This window comes from Acidovorax sp. GBBC 1281 (assembly GCF_028473645.1).
In the GTDB taxonomy this organism is placed as follows: Bacteria; Pseudomonadota; Gammaproteobacteria; order Burkholderiales; family Burkholderiaceae_C; genus Paracidovorax.
This window is the reverse complement of sequence record NZ_CP097269.1, coordinates 5,208,484-5,227,413: the sequence shown is the minus strand read 5'-3', so window position 1 is coordinate 5,227,413 and position 18,930 is coordinate 5,208,484. Positions and strand designations below refer to the sequence as shown.

General features: G+C 68.3%; 18 protein-coding genes. 8 read left to right on the top strand and 10 right to left on the bottom strand.

Annotated features, from left to right (window positions below):
- Positions 1-7: 7 nt before the first annotated feature.
- Entirely contained in the window at positions 8-853 is an 846-nt protein-coding gene (locus M5C96_RS24540) for a hypothetical protein (RefSeq protein WP_272565909.1), read from the top strand.
- Between the two features lie 88 nt (positions 854-941).
- Here M5C96_RS24540 and M5C96_RS24535 read toward each other — a convergent pair whose 3' ends face one another.
- On the bottom strand, positions 942-1,757 hold the full coding sequence (locus M5C96_RS24535; RefSeq protein ID WP_272565908.1) for an exodeoxyribonuclease III: 816 nt from the start codon (positions 1,755-1,757) through the stop codon (positions 942-944).
- Here M5C96_RS24535 and pyrE point away from each other — a divergent pair.
- Together pyrE and M5C96_RS24525 are read left to right on the top strand one after the other, a co-directional pair.
- Complete coding sequence (pyrE, locus tag M5C96_RS24530; RefSeq protein WP_272565907.1) at positions 1,756-2,454, top strand: orotate phosphoribosyltransferase; 699 nt, start codon at positions 1,756-1,758, stop codon at positions 2,452-2,454. The two genes, M5C96_RS24535 and pyrE, sit on opposite strands and share 2 nt — an antisense overlap.
- Before the next feature lie 5 nt (positions 2,455-2,459).
- Entirely contained in the window at positions 2,460-3,131 is a 672-nt protein-coding gene (locus tag M5C96_RS24525) for a DUF4124 domain-containing protein (protein ID WP_442867340.1), read from the top strand.
- Positions 3,132-3,167: 36 nt separating this feature from the next.
- Here the strand turns inward: M5C96_RS24525 and gatB are convergent, their stop codons facing one another.
- The 3 genes from gatB to gatC are packed head-to-tail and all read right to left on the bottom strand — an operon-like array spanning position 3,168 to position 6,488.
- Entirely contained in the window at positions 3,168-4,673 is a 1,506-nt protein-coding gene (gatB, locus tag M5C96_RS24520; protein WP_272565895.1) for an Asp-tRNA(Asn)/Glu-tRNA(Gln) amidotransferase subunit GatB, read from the bottom strand.
- 2 nt (positions 4,674-4,675) lie between these two features.
- The gene (gene gatA / locus M5C96_RS24515; protein ID WP_272565893.1) at positions 4,676-6,178 is read right to left on the bottom strand and encodes an Asp-tRNA(Asn)/Glu-tRNA(Gln) amidotransferase subunit GatA; all 1,503 of its coding nucleotides are present in this window, start codon (positions 6,176-6,178) and stop codon (positions 4,676-4,678) included.
- Positions 6,179-6,188: 10 nt separating this feature from the next.
- Entirely contained in the window at positions 6,189-6,488 is a 300-nt protein-coding gene (gene gatC / locus M5C96_RS24510) for an Asp-tRNA(Asn)/Glu-tRNA(Gln) amidotransferase subunit GatC (protein WP_272565892.1), read from the bottom strand.
- Positions 6,489-6,695: 207 nt separating this feature from the next.
- Here gatC and M5C96_RS24505 point away from each other — a divergent pair, with 207 nt between their 5' ends.
- The 4 genes from M5C96_RS24505 to mrdA all read left to right on the top strand — a co-directional run bounded on the left by M5C96_RS24505 (position 6,696) and on the right by mrdA (position 11,407).
- Positions 6,696-7,739 carry a rod shape-determining protein gene (locus M5C96_RS24505; protein ID WP_092745880.1) on the top strand — a complete coding sequence of 348 codons (1,044 nt, stop codon included), beginning with the start codon at positions 6,696-6,698 and terminating at the stop codon, positions 7,737-7,739.
- Between the two features lie 180 nt (positions 7,740-7,919).
- A complete protein-coding gene (gene mreC / locus M5C96_RS24500) occupies positions 7,920-8,837 on the top strand; it encodes a rod shape-determining protein MreC (RefSeq protein ID WP_272565891.1) in 918 nt (305 codons plus the stop codon).
- A gap of 64 nt (positions 8,838-8,901) precedes the next feature.
- Positions 8,902-9,420, top strand: a complete 519-nt coding sequence (gene mreD / locus M5C96_RS24495) for a rod shape-determining protein MreD (protein WP_272565890.1) — start codon at positions 8,902-8,904, stop codon at positions 9,418-9,420.
- 46 nt (positions 9,421-9,466) lie between these two features.
- Positions 9,467-11,407 carry a penicillin-binding protein 2 gene (gene mrdA / locus M5C96_RS24490; RefSeq protein ID WP_272565889.1) on the top strand — a complete coding sequence of 647 codons (1,941 nt, stop codon included), beginning with the start codon at positions 9,467-9,469 and terminating at the stop codon, positions 11,405-11,407.
- Positions 11,408-11,422: 15 nt separating this feature from the next.
- Here mrdA and M5C96_RS24485 read toward each other — a convergent pair whose 3' ends face one another.
- The 5 genes from M5C96_RS24485 to M5C96_RS24465 all read right to left on the bottom strand — a co-directional run bounded on the left by M5C96_RS24485 (position 11,423) and on the right by M5C96_RS24465 (position 15,701).
- Positions 11,423-12,337 (bottom strand): DMT family transporter, encoded by a 915-nt coding sequence (locus M5C96_RS24485; protein ID WP_272565887.1) that lies wholly within the window; start codon positions 12,335-12,337, stop codon positions 11,423-11,425.
- Positions 12,338-12,424: 87 nt separating this feature from the next.
- Positions 12,425-13,168, bottom strand: a complete 744-nt coding sequence (locus tag M5C96_RS24480; RefSeq protein ID WP_272565886.1) for an amino acid ABC transporter ATP-binding protein — start codon at positions 13,166-13,168, stop codon at positions 12,425-12,427.
- Positions 13,165-13,947 (bottom strand): amino acid ABC transporter permease, encoded by a 783-nt coding sequence (locus M5C96_RS24475; RefSeq protein ID WP_272565885.1) that lies wholly within the window; start codon positions 13,945-13,947, stop codon positions 13,165-13,167. Before M5C96_RS24475 ends, M5C96_RS24480 begins: the two co-directional genes overlap by 4 nt.
- Before the next feature lie 33 nt (positions 13,948-13,980).
- Positions 13,981-14,745, bottom strand: coding sequence for an ABC transporter substrate-binding protein (locus M5C96_RS24470; RefSeq protein ID WP_272565884.1), 765 nt, complete (start codon positions 14,743-14,745; stop codon positions 13,981-13,983).
- A 197-nt stretch (positions 14,746-14,942) separates the two neighbouring features.
- The gene (locus M5C96_RS24465; protein ID WP_272565883.1) at positions 14,943-15,701 is read right to left on the bottom strand and encodes a sulfite exporter TauE/SafE family protein; all 759 of its coding nucleotides are present in this window, start codon (positions 15,699-15,701) and stop codon (positions 14,943-14,945) included.
- 414 nt (positions 15,702-16,115) lie between these two features.
- Between M5C96_RS24465 and M5C96_RS24460 the strand changes: the two genes are divergently transcribed.
- Entirely contained in the window at positions 16,116-17,108 is a 993-nt protein-coding gene (locus M5C96_RS24460) for a hypothetical protein (RefSeq protein WP_272565882.1), read from the top strand.
- Positions 17,109-17,132: 24 nt separating this feature from the next.
- Here the strand turns inward: M5C96_RS24460 and M5C96_RS24455 are convergent, their stop codons facing one another.
- Positions 17,133-18,845: a GMC family oxidoreductase gene (locus tag M5C96_RS24455; RefSeq protein ID WP_272565881.1), complete on the bottom strand. Its 1,713-nt coding sequence runs from the start codon at positions 18,843-18,845 to the stop codon at positions 17,133-17,135.
- Positions 18,846-18,930 lie beyond the last annotated feature (85 nt).

The window sequence follows — 18,930 nt, the reverse complement described above, 5'->3', positions numbered from 1 at the left end:
GGGAGCGATGTTCAAAAAGCTGGTGGCTGCGGCCTTTGTTTTCGGTGCGGGCGTGGCCCATGCGTTCATCCCCCAGGCGGGCACGTGGGTGGTGACCTCCGAGGTCAACGGCAAGCCCGGCCGCGGCTTCGGCATCGACGTGCAGAACGGCACGCTGGTGATGCAGATGTATGCGTACGAGAACACCGGCAAGTCCACGTTCTACCTGGCCGTGGGCAATGTGGTGGACAACCAGGTCACGGCCGATCTCAAGTCCTACGAAGGGGGCCGGTTCCTGGGCAGCGAAGACCGCTCGGGCACTGAAAAGGGCAACGCGGGCGCGGTCAAGATCCGCTTCGTCGACGGCGTGAGCGGTTTCATCACCTTCCCCGGCGAGAGCGAAAAGGCCATCTCGCGCTTCAACTTCGGTTACGCGGCCGTACCGCAAAGCCTGAAAGGCAGCTGGTTGTTCACGACGTACTCGCCCACGCTGGGCTGGGGCGTTGAGACTCCCACGTTCACAGCCGTGGGCAATGCCACCAGCACCGGTAGCGGGACGATCTCCGCGCCGTCCAGCAATCTGATGTGTGAACACCAGGTCAGCGGCGGTCTGGTGGGCTTCGTGTTTTGCGTCAAGTTCTTTTCCAACTCCAGCACCACGCAGCACACCTATCTCTTCAAGTACAGCGTGAACGAGGGCGAGGGCGACTGGTATCCCAACAACGGCAAGACCGGCTATGGCTTCTACGTCAAGCGCCTGATTACCGATGACGGCCAAGTCGCAGGGCTGATCCGCAAGGACGAAGAGGCCTTGGTGGCGCCGGAGCAGGCCCAGGCCTTCGCGGCCGAACTGGCCGCAGCCGCTCACCGCTGACCGGCCCATGCCCGCAACGGGAGACGGCCGCCCGGCAGGGCCGTCGTCCTGCAAGCGGGTGGATGCCCGCCGCAGCTGCGTGCTGCGCTTACAACACCATGTCATACCCGATCGTGATCGGCGCATGGTCCGAAAACTTCTCGGTCTTGTAGATGTGCTCGGTGCGGGCCAGGGCTGCGATGGCCGGCGTGGCCAGGTGGTAGTCCAGCCGCCATCCGACGTTGTTTGCGTAGGCCTGCCCTCGGTTGCTCCACCACGTGTAGGCCGTGTCCGTGGCGTCTGGTTGTAACTGACGGTAAACGTCTATCAGCCCGCCGCCTTCATCAGTTATGTGCAACAACTTTGTCATCCACTCGCGCTCCTGCGGAAGGAAGCCGCTGTTCTTCTGGTTGCTGCGCCAGTTCTTGAGATCGATGGCCTGATGGGCGATGTTGATGTCGCCGCAGAGGATGAACTCGCGCTCGCCCTTGGTGCGCATGAGGTGGGGATGGAACTCGTCCAGGAAGCGGAACTTGGCCAGCTGGCGCTCTTCGCCCGAGGAGCCGCTCGGAAAGTACGCGCTGATGATCGACAGCTTGCGCGCGGGCGTGTCGAAGCGGGCTTCCACGTAGCGGCCCTCGGCATCGAACTCCTGCGAGCCGTAGCCGATGCGCACGTCGCTCGGCTCGTGGCGCGAGTAGATGCCCACGCCCGAATAGCCCTTCTTGGCCGCGAAGTGAAAGTGCCCTTTCAGGCCCGCCAAGTGTTCGAAGCGGCCCAGCATGTCGGCCGACTGCGCCTTGATCTCCTGCACGCAAATACAATCCGGCCGCGTTGCGGCGATCCATGCCTCCACCCCCTTGGATGCGGCGGAGCGGATGCCGTTGAGGTTGAGGCTCGTTAATTTGAAAAGGGGTGAATCCATGGTGACAGACAAGGCGCAATCGGTGGAACAGGACCGCCTGGCGCAGGACTTCGTGCAATTCGCCGTGGAAGCGGGGGTGCTGCGCTTCGGCGAATTCAAGACCAAGGCAGGCCGCTTGAGCCCGTATTTCTTCAACGCCGGGCTGTTCGACGACGGCGCCAAGATGGGCAGGCTGGCCGAATTCTATGCAAAAGCCCTGCTGGCGAGCGGCATCGAATTCGACATGGTGTTCGGTCCCGCGTACAAAGGCATTCCGCTGGCGGCCACGGTGGCCGTCGAACTGGCGCGGCACGGGCGCAACGTGCCCTTTGCCTACAACCGCAAGGAAGCCAAGGACCACGGCGAAGGCGGCACGCTGGTGGGTGCCCCGCTGCGTGGCCGCGTGCTGATCGTGGACGACGTGATGTCCGCCGGCACCGCGGCGCGGGAGTCGATCGCGCTGATCCGCGCCGCGGGCGCACAGCCCCATGCCATGGCCATCGCCCTCGACCGCCAGGAGAAAGCGACCGAGAACGGCCAGGACGTGGAGCACAGCGCCGTGCAGTACGTGCGCGACCACCTGGGCATGCAGGTATGCACCATCGCCAAGCTGGCAGATTTATTGCAGTATTTGGCCCAGAGTGGGGAGCCGGGCGTGCACACCCACCATGATCACGTGCTGGCGTACCGCCAGCGCTACGGCGTGCAAGGGGGGTAGTTCGTTTGAGCAAGACGGCCTGGAGATTCGGCTGGTGGTTGATCGCCCTGTCGGGCCTGGCGGGCACGCCGGCCGGGGCGCAGCCGAGCGGCTCTTCGACCGCCGGCATCTACACCTGTGTGAATGCCCAGGGCCGTCGCCTCACGGCGGACCGGCCCATCGCCGAGTGCGTGGACCGCGAGCAGCGGGTACTGGGCCCATCGGGCACTGAGCGCCAGCGCCTGGGCCCCAGCCTCACCGACCAGGAGCGCGCCGTCCTGGAGGCCCAGCGCCGCAAGGAGGCCGAGGAGCGCGCCCGCATCGCCGATGAGCGCCGCCGCGAGCGCGTGCTGGTGGCCCGCTACCCCGACCAGGCCTCGCACGATGCCGAGCGCGCCGCGGCCATCCAGCAGGTCAACGAGGTCACGGCCGTTGCCGAAAAGCGCGTGGCCGACCTGCAGCGCCAGCGCAAGGCGCTCGACACCGAAATGGAGTTCTACCGCCGCGATCCCAGCAAGGCGCCCATGCTCCTGCGCCGCCAGATCGCAGAGCAGGAAGACGCCCTGGCTGAGCAGCAGCGGTTCATCGCCGGGCAGGAGCAGGAAAAGCGCCGCGTGCACCAGCGGTTCGACGCCGAACTGGTGCAGCTCAAGAGCCTCTGGGCGGGGCAGCGCCCCGCCGCCATGCCTTCGCAGTGAAGGCCACCCGCCCCGGTGGCCGGGGCAGGGCGGGCGTCAGGAAGACGCCGCTGCGAGCCGGGCGCGCAGCAGATCGTTCACCTGCTGCGGATTGGCCTTGCCCTTGCTGGCCTTCATGGCCTGGCCCACGAGCGCGTTGAAGGCCTTGTCCTTGCCCGCGCGGAACTGGGCCACGTTGTCGGGGTTGGCGGCGATCACGTCGTCGATGATCTTTTCCAGCGCGCCGGAGTCGTTCATCGGTGTCAGTCCTAGTGTGTCTATCAAGGTGTCGATGGTGAGATCAACCTTGAAATCCGCATCTGCATAGAACTTGCCGTTCTCAAAAACCAAGCTGCCGTCCCATAGCCCGTCAAAGATTGTTTTGCCACCTTTTGCGTTCAGCTTGCCGCTTTTAACTCTGCTAATAATTTCACCTAAAGCTGCGGCTGGAACTTTGATCGCTTCAAAGGTTAGAGCGCTTTCGTTAACACGCTTCGATACCTCGCCCATGATCCAGTTACTCGCCAACTTTGATTGGCCGCTGGTGCTTGCCGTTTCTTCAAAATACGCCGCCATCGCCTTCGACTGGGTCAGCGTGGTCGCGTCGTACTCGGGCAGGCCGTAGTCGGCCACGAAGCGCGCGGCCATGCTGCGGGGCAGCTCAGGCATCAGCGCGCGCTGCTCGTCCACCCATTGCTGCGAAATCTGCAGCGGCGGCAGGTCCGGATCGGGGAAGTAGCGGTAGTCGGCCGCGTCTTCCTTGGTGCGCATGGCGCGCGTCTCGCCCGTGCCGGGGTCGAACAGCACCGTGGCCTGCTGGATCGCGTGGCCGTCCTCGATCTGCTCGATCTGCCAGCGGATCTCGAAGTCGATCGCCTGCTGCATGAACTTGAAGCTGTTCAGGTTTTTGATCTCGCGGCGCGTGCCCAGCGGGGCTCCGGGCTTGCGCACCGAGACGTTGGCGTCGCAGCGGAACGAGCCCTCCTGCATGTTGCCGTCGCAGATGCCGATCCATGTCACGATCTTGTGCAACTCCTTGGCGTATGCCACGGCCTCTTCGGACGAGCGCATGTCGGGCTCGGTCACGATCTCCAGCAGCGGCGTGCCGGCGCGGTTCAGGTCGATGCCGCTCTGGCCGATGAAGTCTTCGTGCAGCGACTTGCCCGCGTCTTCTTCCAGGTGGGCGCGCACGAGCTTCACCGTCTTCTTCTCGTCACCCAGGAAGAAAGACACCTCGCCGCCCTGCACCACCGGGATCTCGAATTGGCTGATCTGGTAGCCCTTGGGCAAATCCGGATAAAAGTAGTTCTTGCGGGCGAAAACGCTCTCCGGCGCAATGGTGGAGCCCAGGGCCAGTCCTAATTTGATGGCGCAGGCCACGGCCTCGCGGTTCATCACGGGCAGGGTGCCCGGCAGGGCCAGGTCCACCGCGCAGGCCTGCGTGTTGGGCGCGGCGCCGAAGGCGGTGGGCGCGCGGCTGAAGATCTTGGATTTCGTCGCAAGCTGGGTGTGGGTTTCGAAGCCGATGACGACTTCGTAGCCGTGGATCAATGGGGCGGTCATGTTCAGAGGCCTCCCGGCGTGCGGAGGTGGAAATCGGTGGCTTGCTGCAGGCGGTGGGCGGCGTTGAGCAGCCGGGCTTCCTGGAAGTAGTTGCCGATCAGCTGCAGGCCCACGGGCATGCCGTCCTCGCCGAAGCCGGCGGGCACGCTCATGCCAGGCAGACCGGCGAGCGAGGCGGGCAGCGTGAAGATGTCGGCCAGGTAGTCGGCCAGCGGGTCGTTGCCGTGCTCGCCGAGCTTCCACGCCACCGTGGGTGCCACCGGGCCGGCGATGAGGTCGCACGACTGGAAGGCATTCTGGAAGTCGTCGGCGATCATGCGGCGGATCTTCTGCGCCTGCAGGTAGTAGGCGTCGTAGTAGCCGTGCGACAGCACGTAGGTGCCGATCATGATGCGGCGCTTGACCTCGTCGCCGAAGCCCTCGGCGCGCGTCTTCTTGTACATGTCCACCAGATCGGTGTAGTCGCTGGCGCGGTGGCCGAACTTCACGCCGTCGAATCGCGAGAGGTTGGACGAGGCCTCGGCCGGCGCGATCACGTAGTACACGGGAATGGACAGCTCGGTGCGCGGCAGGCTGATGGGCACCAGTTTCGCGCCGAGCTTCTCGTATTCCTGGAGCGCGGCATCCACCGCGGCGCGCACGCCGGGCGCCAGGCCCTCGCCGAAGAACTCGGCCGGGATGCCGATGCGCAGCCCGTCGATGCCGTCGTTCAGCTGGCGGGTGAAGTCCTGCGCCGGCAGGTCGAGCGAGGTGGAGTCGCGGTCCAGGTCCGGGCCGCAGATGGCCGACAGCAGCAGGGCGCAGTCCTCGGCCGAGCGGGCCATGGGGCCGGCCTGGTCCAGGCTGGAGGCGAAGGCGATCATCCCGTAGCGCGAGGCGCGGCCATAGGTCGGCTTGATGCCCGTGATGCCGCAGAACGAGGCGGGCTGGCGGATCGAGCCGCCCGTGTCGGTGCCCGTGGCGGCAGGCGCCAGGCGCGCGGCGACCGCCACGGCGCTGCCGCCCGACGAGCCGCCCGGCACGCGGCTGGCGTCCCAGGGGTTGCGCACCGGTGCGGGCGCATCGAAGCCCACCGGGGCCACGGCGGAGTTCTCGTTGGCCGAGCCCATGGCGAACTCGTCGCAGTTGAGCTTGCCCAGCGTGACGGCACCGGCATTGGCCAGTTGGCCGACCACGGTGGCGTCGAAGGGCGACTGGTAGCCGGCCAGCATCTTCGAGCCGGCCGTGCTGGGGAAGTCGCGCGTGACGAAGATGTCCTTGTGGGCGATGGGCACGCCGGCCAGCGGGCCCGCCGTGCCGGCCGCGATGGCCGCGTCCTGCGCGCGGGCCTGCGCCAGGGTGGCTTCTTCGTTCACGGCGACGTAGGCGCCCAGGTTCTGGTGGGCGGCGGCCCGCGCCAGGAAGTGCTGGGCGGCTTCGACGGCGGAGACGCGGCGCTCGCGCAGTTCGGTGGCCAGGGCGGCCACGCCCAGGTCGTGCAATGCGGTGGTGGAGTGGGTGGTCATCGGGGCGCCCTCATTCGATCACCTTGGGCACGAGGAACAGGCCGTTTTCCACGGCCGGCGCGCTGCGCTGGTTGGCTTCGCGCTGATCGGGTTCGCTGGCGACGTCCTCGCGCAGGCGCAGGGCCACGACCTGGACGGCGGCGACCGGGTGCGCGAGGGGGGCGATGCCGGTAGTATCCACAGCCCGCATCTTCTCGACGATGCCGAAGAAACCGTTGATCTGCGTGAGCATGCGCTCACTGTCGTCCGAACTCAATTCGAGCCGCGCCAGATTGGCGATGCGGCCGATGTCCTGGGGTGTCAGTGCCATAGGGGAAGGGGGGTGGGAAACCGGATGTAAAGCTGAAATCCGGGCCATGCCGGAGGGAGTTATTCACAGGGGATGCGGTATTATCCCGGCTTTGCCGCAATACCCTCCCAACTGCCGGTCATTGTGCGAAAAAATCCAATAAACACCCCCTAATATCACCCGGCGATGGCAGGCCGACGTGCATGCCGTGCCTGAGAGGATTTTTGAATGTTCGGAGCTTTCCGTCGGTACTTCTCCACCGACCTTGCGATTGACCTTGGCACCGCCAACACCCTGATTTTTGCCCGCGACAAGGGCATCGTGCTCGATGAACCCTCGGTCGTCGCCATCCGCCACGAAGGCGGCCCCCACGGAAAGAAAGTCATCCAGGCCGTCGGCCGCGAAGCCAAGGCCATGCTGGGCAAGGTGCCCGGCAACATCGAAGCCATCCGTCCGATGAAGGACGGGGTGATCGCGGATTTCGTGATCACCGAGCAGATGATCAAGCAGTTCATCAAGATGGTGCATCCCCGCACCCTGCTCACCCCCAGCCCCCGCATCATCATCTGCGTGCCCTGCGGCTCCACCCAGGTGGAGCGCCGCGCCATCAAGGACGCGGCCGAGGCCGCCGGTGCCACCGCGGTGTACCTGATCGAAGAGCCCATGGCCGCCGGCATCGGCGCCGGCCTGCCGGTCTCCGAAGCCTCCGGCTCCATGGTGGTCGACATCGGCGGCGGCACCACCGAGGTGGGCGTGATCTCGCTGGGCGGCATGGTCTACAAGGGCAGCGTCCGCGTAGGCGGCGACAAGTTCGACGAGGCCATCATCAGCTACATCCGCCGCAACTACGGCATGCTGATCGGCGAGCCCACGGCGGAAGCCATCAAGAAGAACATCGGTTCGGCCTTTCCCGGCTCCGAAGTGCGCGAGATGGAAGTCAAGGGCCGTAACCTCAGCGAGGGCGTGCCGCGCAGCTTCACCATCTCCAGCAACGAGGTGCTGGAGGCGCTCACCGACCCCCTCAACCAGATCGTCTCCGCCGTCAAGAACGCGCTGGAGCAAACGCCCCCCGAACTGGGTGCCGACATCGCCGAGCGTGGCATGATGCTCACCGGCGGCGGCGCCCTGCTGCGCGATCTGGACCGCCTGCTGGCCGAGGAAACCGGCCTGCCGGTGCTGGTCGCCGAAGACCCCCTGACCTGCGTGGTGCGCGGGTGCGGCATTGCGCTGGAGCGCATGGACCGCCAGGGCAGCATCTTCACGAGCGAGTGACACGCCCGGCCCTGGCGCGAAGCCGGGGCCCTGGAAAAGACATGGATCAACCGCTGGCCGTCCTCCTTCCGCCCCTGCCGGGCGTGCAGGGCTGCGGGCGGGCCACCGCCGCTGCGCACTTGGCGCGGCTCTCGGCCGCTGCCTGGCCGGTTGTCGCCTGATCCCACGGCCTGCCTGCCCATGCCCCTCGGTACGCTCGAACGGTCTGCGCCGCCCTTCTTCAAGCAAGGGCCCTCGCCGCGCTCCCGACTTGCCCTCTACAGCGCCCTGGCGCTGTTTTTGATGGTGGCGGATGCCCGGTTCCAGGTGACCGATCCGCTGCGCAAGGCCGTGGCCGTGGCGCTCTACCCGCTGCAGTGGACCATGCTGCAGCCGGTGGAGTTCGCCGCCAAGGGGGCGGGCTACTTCCAGTCGCTGCAGGTGGCCCAGGCCGATGCCGACACGGCCCGCCGCAACATGGCGCAGATGTCCGAGCGCGCCAACCAGGCCGAGCAGCTCTTGCAGGAGAACGCACGGCTGCGCAAGCTGCTGGAGTTGCGCGAGCGCCTGACGACGCCGTCGCAGGCCGCGCAGGTGATCTACGACGCCGCCGATCCCTACACCCGCCGCGTGATGATCGACCAGGGCCAGGTGGCCGGCGTCGAACTCGGCTCGCCGGTGATGGACGAGTCCGGCATGCTGGGCCAGGTCACCCGCGTGCACCCGTTCCTGAGCGAGGTGACCCTGCTCATCGACCGCGACCAGGCCATTCCCGTGATGAACCTGCGCACCGGCGCGCGCAGCGTGGCCTATGGCGATCCGGTCATCGCCCACGGCGGCGGGATGGAGCTGCGCTTCATGCCCGGCAATGCCGACGTGCAGGAAAACGACCTGCTGACCACCAGCGGCGTGGACGGCCTGTACCCGCCGGGGCTGCCCGTGGCGCGCGTGGTGCGCGTGGAGCGGCGCGCCGACTCGGCCTTCGCCCGCATCTACTGCGCGCCGCTGGCGCAGGTGAACGGCGCGCGCCACGTGCTGGTGCTCAAGCCGCTGACGGCCGACCTGCCGCAGCGCCCCGCGCCTGCGCCCGCCGCGCCGGTGCGCAAGGGGCGCCGATGATCCGCGCTGCCCTGCACCCCCGCGGGCCTGCCGTGGCCGCCGCATCCCGCCCCGGGAGGTCCGCATGATCATGCCCCGCGGGCAGCAACTGCTGCTGCCGGTCCGCCCCCTGTTCATCGTCGGCAGCCTGCTGGTGGCGCTGGCGTTCAACATGCTGCCGCTCGGGCGCGTGGTGTGGACGCCCGACCTCGTGATGGTGCTGCTCGTGTTCTGGGGCGTGCACCAGCCCCAGCGCGTGGGCATGGGCGTGGCCTTTGCCATGGGGCTGTGCATGGACGTGTACCAGACCGCGCTGCTCGGCCAGCATGCCCTGGCCTATTGCGCCCTGATGTACGGCGCCCTGTACATGCACCGCCGCCTGCTGTGGTTCAGCGTGCCGTCGCAGGCGCTGCAGGTGTTTCCGCTGTTCATCGCGGCCCATGCGATCGAGCTGCTGATCCGCATCGTGTCGGGCGGCATCCTGCCCGGCTTCGAAGGCCTGGTGGCGCCGTGCCTGGAGGCCTTGCTGTGGCCGCTCGCCAGCTGGATACTGCTGGCGCCGCAGCGCCGTCCGCCCGACCGCGACGAGAACCGCCCGCTGTGAGCGCGAATCGCCGCCAGCCCCCTGATCTGACCGTTTCTTTGCCGACATGACCGAACTGCGCAACACCGAAGCCGATGCGTCGCGTTTCCGCACCCGTGTGTTCGTGGTGGCGCTGGTCGTGTTGATGGCGCTGTGCCTGGTGGTGGCGCGGCTGGTGTACCTGCAGGTGGTGCGCCACGACGACCTCGCCGAGCAGGCCGAGAGCAACCGCACGGCCGTGGTGCCCATCGTGCCCAACCGCGGCCTCATCATGGACCGCAACGGCGTGGTGCTGGCCACCAACTATTCGGCCTACACGCTGGAGATCACGCCCTCCAAGGTCGAATCGCTGGACGACACCATCGATGCCCTGTCCAAGGTGCTGGACATCCACCCGCGCGACCGGCGCCGGTTCAAGCGGCTCATGGACGAGTCGCGCAACTTCGAATCGCTGCCCATCCGCACGCGGCTGTCCGATGAGGAAGTGGCGCGCTTCACGGCGCAGCGCTACCGCTTTCCCGGCGTGGACATCAAGGCCCGGCTGTTTCGCAACTACCCCATGGGGGAGGTGGCGAGCCACGCGATCGGCTACATCGGCCGCATCAACCAGCGCGAGAAGGAGCGCATCGACGACTCCGAAGACGCGGCCAACTACCGCGGCACCGACCACATCGGCAAGCTGGGCGTGGAGCAGGGCTTCGAGAGCACCCTGCACGGCCAGACCGGCGTGGAGCGCATGGAGACCTCCGCCGGCGGCCACGCCGTGCGCCGGCTGGCCAGCCACCCGGCCACGCCCGGCAACACGGTGATGCTGTCCATCGACATCAAGCTGCAGAAGATGATCGAGGACATGTTCGGCGAGCGTCGCGGCGCGCTGGTGGCCATCGACCCGCGCAACGGCGAGGTCGTGGCGCTGGTGAGCAAGCCCACGTTCGATCCGAACCTGTTCGTGGAGGGCATCGACAGCGAGAACTGGCAGGCGCTCAACGAGTCGATCGACAAGCCGCTGCTCAATCGCGCGCTGCGCGGCACCTACCCGCCGGGCTCGACCTACAAGCCCTTCATGGCGCTGGGGGCGCTGCAGCTGAACAAGCGCTCGCCCACCCAGGTGTACAACGACCCGGGCTTCTACACCTACGGCGGCCACACCTTCCGCAGCCACGAGGGCGGGCTGGGCGGCGTGGACATGCACCGCGCCATCCAGTTTTCCAGCAACACGTATTTCTATTCGCTGGCCGTGGACATGGGCGTGGACACCATCCACGACTTCATGAAGCCGCTCGGCTTCGGGCAGGCCACGGGCATCGACATCAACGGCGAGGTGCGCGGCGTGCTGCCCAGCACCGAGTGGAAGCGCAACACCTACCGGCGCCCCGAGATGCGCCGCTGGTACTCGGGCGAGACGGTGTCGCTGGGCATCGGGCAGGGGTACAACAACTTCACCATGCTGCAGCTGGCGCTGGCGGAGGCCACGCTGGCCAACGGCGGCACGCGCTATCGGCCCCACCTCATCAAGGCGATCAAGGACACGGTGACGGGCCAGGTCACCGAAGTGCAGCAGCCCCCCGGGCAGGACCTGGGCTTTTCGCCGAAGAACGTGGAGATCGTGCGCAATGCCCTCGTCGCCGTGAACAAGGGCGGCACCGGCACGCGCGTGTTCGCAGGCGCGCCCTACACCTCGGCCGGCAAGACCGGCACGGCGCAGGCGGTGAGCCTGGGGCAGAACGTCAAGTACAACGCCAAGGCGCTGGAGGACCACCAGCGCGACCACTCGCTGTTCGCCGCCTTCGCCCCGGCCGAAAACCCGCGCCTGGCGCTGGCCGTGATCGTGGAGAACGCCGGCTTCGGCGCCGCGCATGCCGCGCCCATCGCGCGGCGCGTGTTCGACTACTGGCTGCAGGGCGACTACCCCAATGAGCAGGACATGGCCGCGGTGCGCAAGGGCCAGGCGGCAGCCCCCATCGGCACGCCGCTGCGCGCGGCCGACGTGCCGCTCATCGAGCCCTGACGCCGCCCGGCGGGGTCAGTTCCCGGGCTGCGCGCCGCCGGCACCCGCTGTGCGCCGCGGTGCGGGTTGCCACTGGCTGAAGATCAGCGCCGCCACGATCAGCGCCGCACCGGCCACCCCGGCGATGCCCAGGCGCTCGTCGATCAGCACCCAGGCGGTGAGCGCGGCGAACACCGGCTCCAGCCCGAACACGATGGCGCTGCGCATCGCATCCACGCGCTGCTGGCCCCAGGCCTGCAGCGTCACCACCACCACACTGGCCAGCAGGCCGAGGTACACCAGGGCGATCCACGACGGCACCGAGAGCGTGGCGAGCGATGCCCACGTGCTGCCCAGCCCCCCGTGGCGCACGGCGATCAGCACGCTGGAGGCCGCCAGCATCATGGTGGCCTGCGCCGCGGCCATGCGCGTGGCGCGCACGGGTTCGGCGGCCGTGCGGCGCGCGCACTCTTCCAGCGCGAGGATGTACAGGGCATAGAACAGCGTGCTGGCGAAGGTCAGCGTATCGCCCAGGTTCCAGGGGTCGTTCTCATGGAACATCAGCGCCATGCCGGCCAGCGCCATCACGCAGGCGGCCCACAGGCGCCAGCCGTAGCGCCGCCCCAGCACGGCCATGGCCAGCAGCGGCACCACGAGCACGTTCAGCCCCGTCACGAAGGCATTGCGGTTGCTGGTGGTGCGCGCCAGCCCTTCGATCTGCAGCCAGAACGCCAGGAACAGCAGCAGGCCGAGCGCGAGGCCCCAGCGCGCCTCGGCGCGGCGCATGCCGCGCCACAGCGGGCCGAGCACCAGCAGCGCGATGGCAAAGCGCAGCCAGATGAGCTGCAGCGCATCGAGGTGCGCCGACAGCAGCTTCATCGCGGGGAAGGTCGTGCCCCACACCAGGGTCACGGCCAGCAGGGCCAGCAGGCCCAGGCGTTCAGGTTTCATGGAGACAAGGCGCCCGCGCACCCGAAAGCGCGCGGGCCGGAAAAAGCCAGTGGCCCGGCGGGAAGGGGAGGCGTGCGCCTCCCCGGTTCACGCACCCATGCGGCCGATGAAGGCGCGGATGCGGTCGCTGGCGGGGTTGCCGAAGAACTCGGCTGGCGGCGCGTCGTGCGCGATGCGGCCTTGGTCGAAGAACATCACGCGGTCGGCCACCTCGCGCGCAAAGCCCATCTCGTGCGTGACCACGATCATGGTCATGCCGCCACGGGCCAGCTCGCGCATGACGTCCAGCACCTCCTGCACCATCTCGGGGTCGAGGGCGGAGGTGGGTTCGTCGAACAGCATCACCTTGGGCGCCATGGCCAGCGCGCGGGCGATGGCCACGCGCTGCTGCTGCCCGCCCGACAGCTGCCACGGGTACTTGTGCGCATGGTCCTGCATGCCCACGCGCTTGAGCAGCGCCATGGCCTGCTCGTTGGCCTTGGCGCGCGGGGTGCGGTGGATGCGGCGGGGCGCCAGCGTCACGTTGTCCAGCACGCTCATGTGGCCGAACAGGTTGAACTGCTGGAACACCATGCCGACCTCGCTGCGCTGCTTTTGCAGCGTGCGCTGGTCGTCCGTCACCTCGGTGCCGCCGATGGTGATGCGGCCGCTGTCGTGGGGCTCCAGCCGGTTGATGGCCCGCAGCAGCGTGCTCTTGCCCGAGCCCGAGGCGCCGATGATGACCGTCACCTCGCCGGTGTTGAAGGTGGTGGACACCTCCTTGAGCACCTGGTGCGCGCCGAACGACTTGCACACGCAGTCGGCGACGATGTAGGGCGTGGCCTGGCTCATTGCGCCCGTCCTTCCACGTCGAAGCGGTATTCGACGGCGTTGGAGATCTGCGTGACCAGCGTGGTCAGCAGCAGGTAGGTGATGGCCACGGTGGAGAGCGTCGCGATGGGCTGGAAGGTCGCCGACTGGATGCGGTTGCCCACGTTGGTCAACTCCACCACGCCGATGGCGTAGGCCAGCGACGAGTCCTTGAGCAGCGCCACGAAGTTGCTCACCAGCGGGGGCAGCGAGATCTTGAAGGCCTGCGGAAACACCACGTCGAAGAACACGTGCAGGCGCGACAGGCCCAGGGCCCGCGCCGCCTCGGTCTGCCCGCGCGGCACGGCCAGCAGTCCGGCGCGCACCGCCTCGGCGTTGTAGGCACCCACGTTCAGGCCCAGCGCCACCACGGCGGCGGCGAAGTCGGGCAGGTTCAGCCCCGGCACCAGCACCGGCAGCGCGAAGTACACGAAGAGGATCTGCACCAGCAGCGGCGTGCCGCGGATGACCCAGATGTAGAACCCGGCGACCCAGCGCAGCGCGATCCAGCGCGAGGTGCGGGCCAGCGCGGCGCTGGTGCCCAGCACCAGGCCCACGCTGCCGCTCACCAGGGTGAGCCACAGCGTGGTGCGCGCGCCGTCGGAGAACGCCTGGGCGTTCGGTCCGATCGGGTCAGGCAGGAAGGAAAGAAGCTGGCCCAGCAGGGCCAGCGCCGACACCATCAGCAGCAGGGCGGAGACCAGCGTCGCATTGCTGCGGTGCTGGCGCGTCCAGTGCTGTGGCCACAGAGCATTGAGCATGGAAGGAAGGCGGTTCGAAGCCGGCGCCGCGGCTTATGGCGCGCAGCGGACGTCTTCGTTGAAGTACTTCTGGGACACGGCGGCGTAGCTGCCATCGGCCAGCACTTCGGCAAAGGCCTTGTTCCATGCGTCGGCCAGCCCGGTGTTGCCCTTGGAGACGGCGGGTGCGATCTTCTCGATGAAGAGCATGTCGCCCAGCTTCAGGCCCGCCTTGGGGTTCTTGGCGACCACTTCCTTGGCCACGAACTTGTCGGTCACCCAGGCATCGACGCGCTTGGAGGTGAGCGCGCTGCGGGCGTCCACGTCGGTGGGGAAGTTCTTCATTTCCTTGATGCCGGCGACCTTCTGCACGTTCTCCAGGTAGCTGGTGCCGGTCTGCACGGCGACGATCTTGCCGGTGAGGTCCTTGGCGGTGCGGATCTTGGGGTCGGTGGCGATGATCATGCCGCCCGAGCAGTAGTGGGGCGTGGCGAAGGTGACGGCCTTGGCGCGCTCTTCGGTCACGCCGTGCGAGGCGATGACGGCATCCCAGCGGTCCTGCGCCAGGCCGGTCAGCAGGGCGTCGAAGCCCAGCGTCTTCCATTCGACCTTCAGGCCCATCTTCTTGGCGACCAGGTTGGCCACTTCGATCTCGAAGCCGGTGAGCTGGGTGCCCTGGAAATAGTTGAAGGGCGCGAACTGGCCTTCGGTGGCGATGATGATCTTGCCGTCCTTCTTGACGGCCTCCAGCGTGCGGGCCTGCACGGAAAAAGCGGCACACATTGCCACTACGGTGGCGATCGTCTTGAACATCTTCATCTCTGTTGTTCCTGCGCAGGGTGGTTTCAGGTACAAAAAATCCGGCTTGGCGGTTAGCGAAGCCGGAGGCAGCGGCCAGTGGGCCGTCCGCGGGACGGGCAGTCACGGGATTGCCACATTATAAAAGGCGTGCATGAGGCCATGCACACCCGCAAACCCTGAACGCAAAAAACGGGCCCGTTTTGACTTTTTGAGGCTCAGCGCAGGAAGGCGTCGTAGCCCGTCTTGAGAATGAGCGCGCTGACCACCACGATGAAGATGCCGCGCACGAAGCCCGTGCCGTGCTTGAGCGCCATGTGCGTGCCGATGACGCTGCCCACCACGTTGGCCACCGCCAGCGGCACCGCGAAGTGCCACCACACGTGCCCCTTGGCCGCGAACAGGATGATGGCCGCCACGTTGGTGGCCAGGTTGAGCAGCTTGGCCGACACCGAGGCGTTCAGGAAGTCGTAGCCCAGCAGCCGCACGAACAGGAAGACGAAGAAGCTGCCCGTGCCCGGCCCGAAGAAGCCGTCGTAGAAACCCACCACCAGCCCGATGGCGCAGGCCAGGCGTGTCTCGATCCGGCCCTCGAAGCGCGGGGTGTGGTGGCGCCCCAGGTCCTTGCGGGCCAGCGTGTACAGCAGCACGGCCAGCAGGATCAGCGGCAGCAGCTTGCGCAGCGAATCCGCCGAGATCACCGTCACCGTCCAGGCGCCGGCAAACGCCCCGATGAAGCCCGCCGCGGCGGCCGGCAGCATCGCCTGCCAGCGCATCTGCACGCGGCGGCTGTACTGCCAGGTGGCGATGCCCGTGCCCCAGATGGAGGCGCTTTTGTTGGTGCCCAGCAGCGTGGCGGGCGGTGCGTTGGTAAACGTGGCGAACAGGGCGGGCACGAGGATGAGGCCGCCGCCCCCGACGATGGCGTCCACGAAGCCGGCCAGCAGCGACGCCAGAGAAACAATGATCCATTCCATCCCCCGATTGTCGGGGCTGCCGCAGGGCGGAACCGGGAATGGCGAGCGATTCGTGCGTGCCGGCGCACAGCGAACCGGCCAGGAGAACGGGCAAAGAAAAAGCGCCGGGGTCGCCGGCGCTTTGTAAAAAAGGCATCTTATAGGGGGATGCTCGGAATGGTTTGTTCGACTTCGAGATGTCTCCTCGGTCCCCTCGTTCGACGCGACGGGCGCGTTTTCGAGTGGTTGAACTGTAACGAGTGCACCCTGCTGGTGCATTGGTGGTTTCCCGCACCCCTTTCTGGGGCAGCGTGGCGAAGCACCTGCGGGATGGGCGAAGCACGGGCGCGGCAGCCGTTGGTTTTTACGGCGCATTGATGCGCGGTTTGATTCAATCGGCGGGCGTTTCGCTTTCCTCTCCAAGGCCTGTTCGCCATGACCGATCTTTCGCTTCGCCGCACCCTCTCCGCGCCGGCGGCCCTGGCTGCCCACCGCGCGGCCGCCCCCGAGTGGCCGGCGTTCCCTGCCACCGCGCCTGCGCTGCGCCGAACCGCTTCCGCCCCGGCCGGCCTGCGGGCCCGCGGTGCATCGCCGGCCCCGCAGCCGGGTGCGAGCCTGCCGCCCCGCGCCGTGCTGCTGCCCCGGGCCGCCTCGGCACCGGCGGCGCTGGGCGCCAGCAGGGTGGAAACGGACCGGCCCGCCGGCCCGTCGGTGGAGCGGATCGGCGCCCCGGAACATGTTGCCACCGTACCCACCGTACCCACCGTACCCACCGAAGCCGCCGAAACCGCCGAAACCGCCGAAACCGCCGAACCCACCGCGCCACGGCCGTCCGGATCGCCCTGGAGCGCGGTGCGCACCGCGTCGGCCTGGAGCGCCCCGGTGGTGGATGCCGCCGCGGCGGCGCTGTCCCTGGCGTCGGCCCGGCTGGCCGCCGTGCCCCGCGCCGCGCAGGCCACGGCGGCGGTCAGCGGCAGCCTGTGGGCGGGCGCTGCAATGGTGGGCGAGGTCGGCAACGTGCCGTACCGCGCCTGGACCACCGGGGCGAACGCCTTCGCCGTGGTGGCGGGCGGGCTGAGCGCCGCCGCTCCCTTCACGCTGGGCCCGGTGCAGCGCGCGATCGCCTACGGCTCCGCCGGTGCCTGGGCCGCGAGCGGCGCGGCGATGGCGCTCGGCGCCGTGGGCACGGGGGCCACCCATGCGGCCACGGGGCTGCTGCAGGGCGTGAGCGGCATCGCCAACCTGGCCGCCGCCGGCTTGAGCGCGGCGGCCGTCCAGGCGTCGGGCCGCGATGCCGGGCAGGCCGTGCGGCTGCAGACGGCGTCTTCCGCCCTGTGGCTCGCGGGCTCGGCCGCGGCGGTGGGGGCGGTCTGGGCGAAGACGGCGCAGCCGCACCGCGAGCCGCTGGCCGATCCGGAGCGCGGCTGAGCCCGGCCCCTGGCTGCCAGGAGATCAGCGCGCTGCGGCGGCCACCGCCTCGGCCCCGGGCGCCTCGGCCCGCGCCGCCTGCCGGATCCATTCGGCGGCCTTCTCGGCCAGCATCAGCGTGGGCGAGTTGGTGTTGCCGCTGGTGATGGTGGGCATGGCGCCCGCATCCACCACGCGCAGGCCGTCGATGCCGCGCACGCGCAGTTGCGAATCCAGCACCGCCATCGGGTCGCCGTCGCGGCCCATGCGCGTCGTGCCCACGGGGTGGAAGATGGTGGTGGCGATGTCGCCGGCCAGCCGCGCCAGGTCCTCGTCGGTCTCGAACTGCACGCCGGGCTTCCATTCCTCGGGCCGGTAGGGCGCCAGCGCCGGCTGGGCGACGATGCGGCGCGTCACGCGCAGGCTGTCGGCGGCGACCTGGCGGTCCTCGGGCGTGCTCAGGTAGTTGGGCGCGATGGCCGGCGCGGTGCGGAAGTCGGGGCCCTTGATGTGCACGGTGCCCCGGCTGGTGGGGTTCAGGTTGCACACGCTGGCGGTGAAGGCGGGAAAGGCGTGCAGCGGCTCGCCGAAGGCCTCCAGCGACAGCGGCTGCACGTGGTATTCGAGGTTGGGGTGGGCCTGGTCGGGCGAGCTGCGCGTGAAGGCGCCCAGCTGCGAGGGCGCCATGCTCATGGGCCCGCTGCGCTTGAAGGCGTATTCGAGCCCGATCTTCGCCTTGCCCAGCCAGTTGCCGGCCAGCATGTTGAGCGTGGGCACGCCGTTCACCTTGAACACCGCGCGGATCTGCAGGTGGTCCTGCAAATTGGCGCCCACGCCGGGCAGGTCGTGCACCACGTCGATGCCGTGCTGGCGCAGCAGCGCCGCCGGGCCGATGCCCGACAGCTGCAGCAGCTGCGGCGAGTTGACCGCGCCCGCGCTCAGCACCACCTCGCGCGTGGCGTGGGCGGTGACCATCTCCTCGCCGGTCCACACCTGAACGCCGGTGCAGCGGCGCGAGCCGTCGGGCTGGGTGTCGATCAACAGCCGGGTGGCCTGCGCGGCGGTCCACATCTCGAAGTTGGGCCGCCCGTAGCAGGTGGGGCGCAGGAAGGCCTTGGCGGTGTTCCAGCGCCAGCCGGCCTTCTGGTTGACCTCGAAGTAGCCCACGCCTTCGTTGTCGCCGCCGTTGAAGTCGTCGGTGGCGGGAATGCCGGCCTGCTGCGCCGCCTGGGCGAAGGCGTCCAGCACGTCCCAGCGCAGGCGCTGCTTTTCCACGCGCCACTCGCCGGTGCTGCCGGTGGTCTTGCTGCCGTGCAGGCGCTTGAAGGCCTCGGTCGCGGACGCGGGCTGGTCCAGGCGCCAGTGGTCCTCGTGGCGGCGGAAGTAGGGCAGGGCGTGTTCCCAGCGCCAGGCGTCGTCGCCCGTGATCTCGGCCCACTGGTCGTAGTCGCGCGCCTGGCCGCGCATGTAGATCATGCCGTTGATGCTGCTGCAGCCGCCCAGCGTCTTGCCGCGCGGGTAGCGCAGGCTGCGGCCGTTCAGGCCCGCGTCGGGCTCGGTGTGGTACAGCCAGTCGGTGCGCGGGTTGCCGATGCAGTACAGGTAGCCGACCGGGATGTGGATCCAGTGGTAGTCGTCCTTGCGGCCGGCCTCGATGAGCAGCACGCGGTGGCGTCCCCCGGCGCTCAGGCGGTTGCACAGCAGGGCGCCGGCCGTGCCGCCGCCGATGATGATGTAGTCGAAAGTGGTGTCGCTCATGGAGGCTGTTGGACGTTGAACACGTTCCCGGGGCATTGCGGCGGTGCCGGTCCATTGTGCGTAGCGCCGGACCGCTGTCGATAGG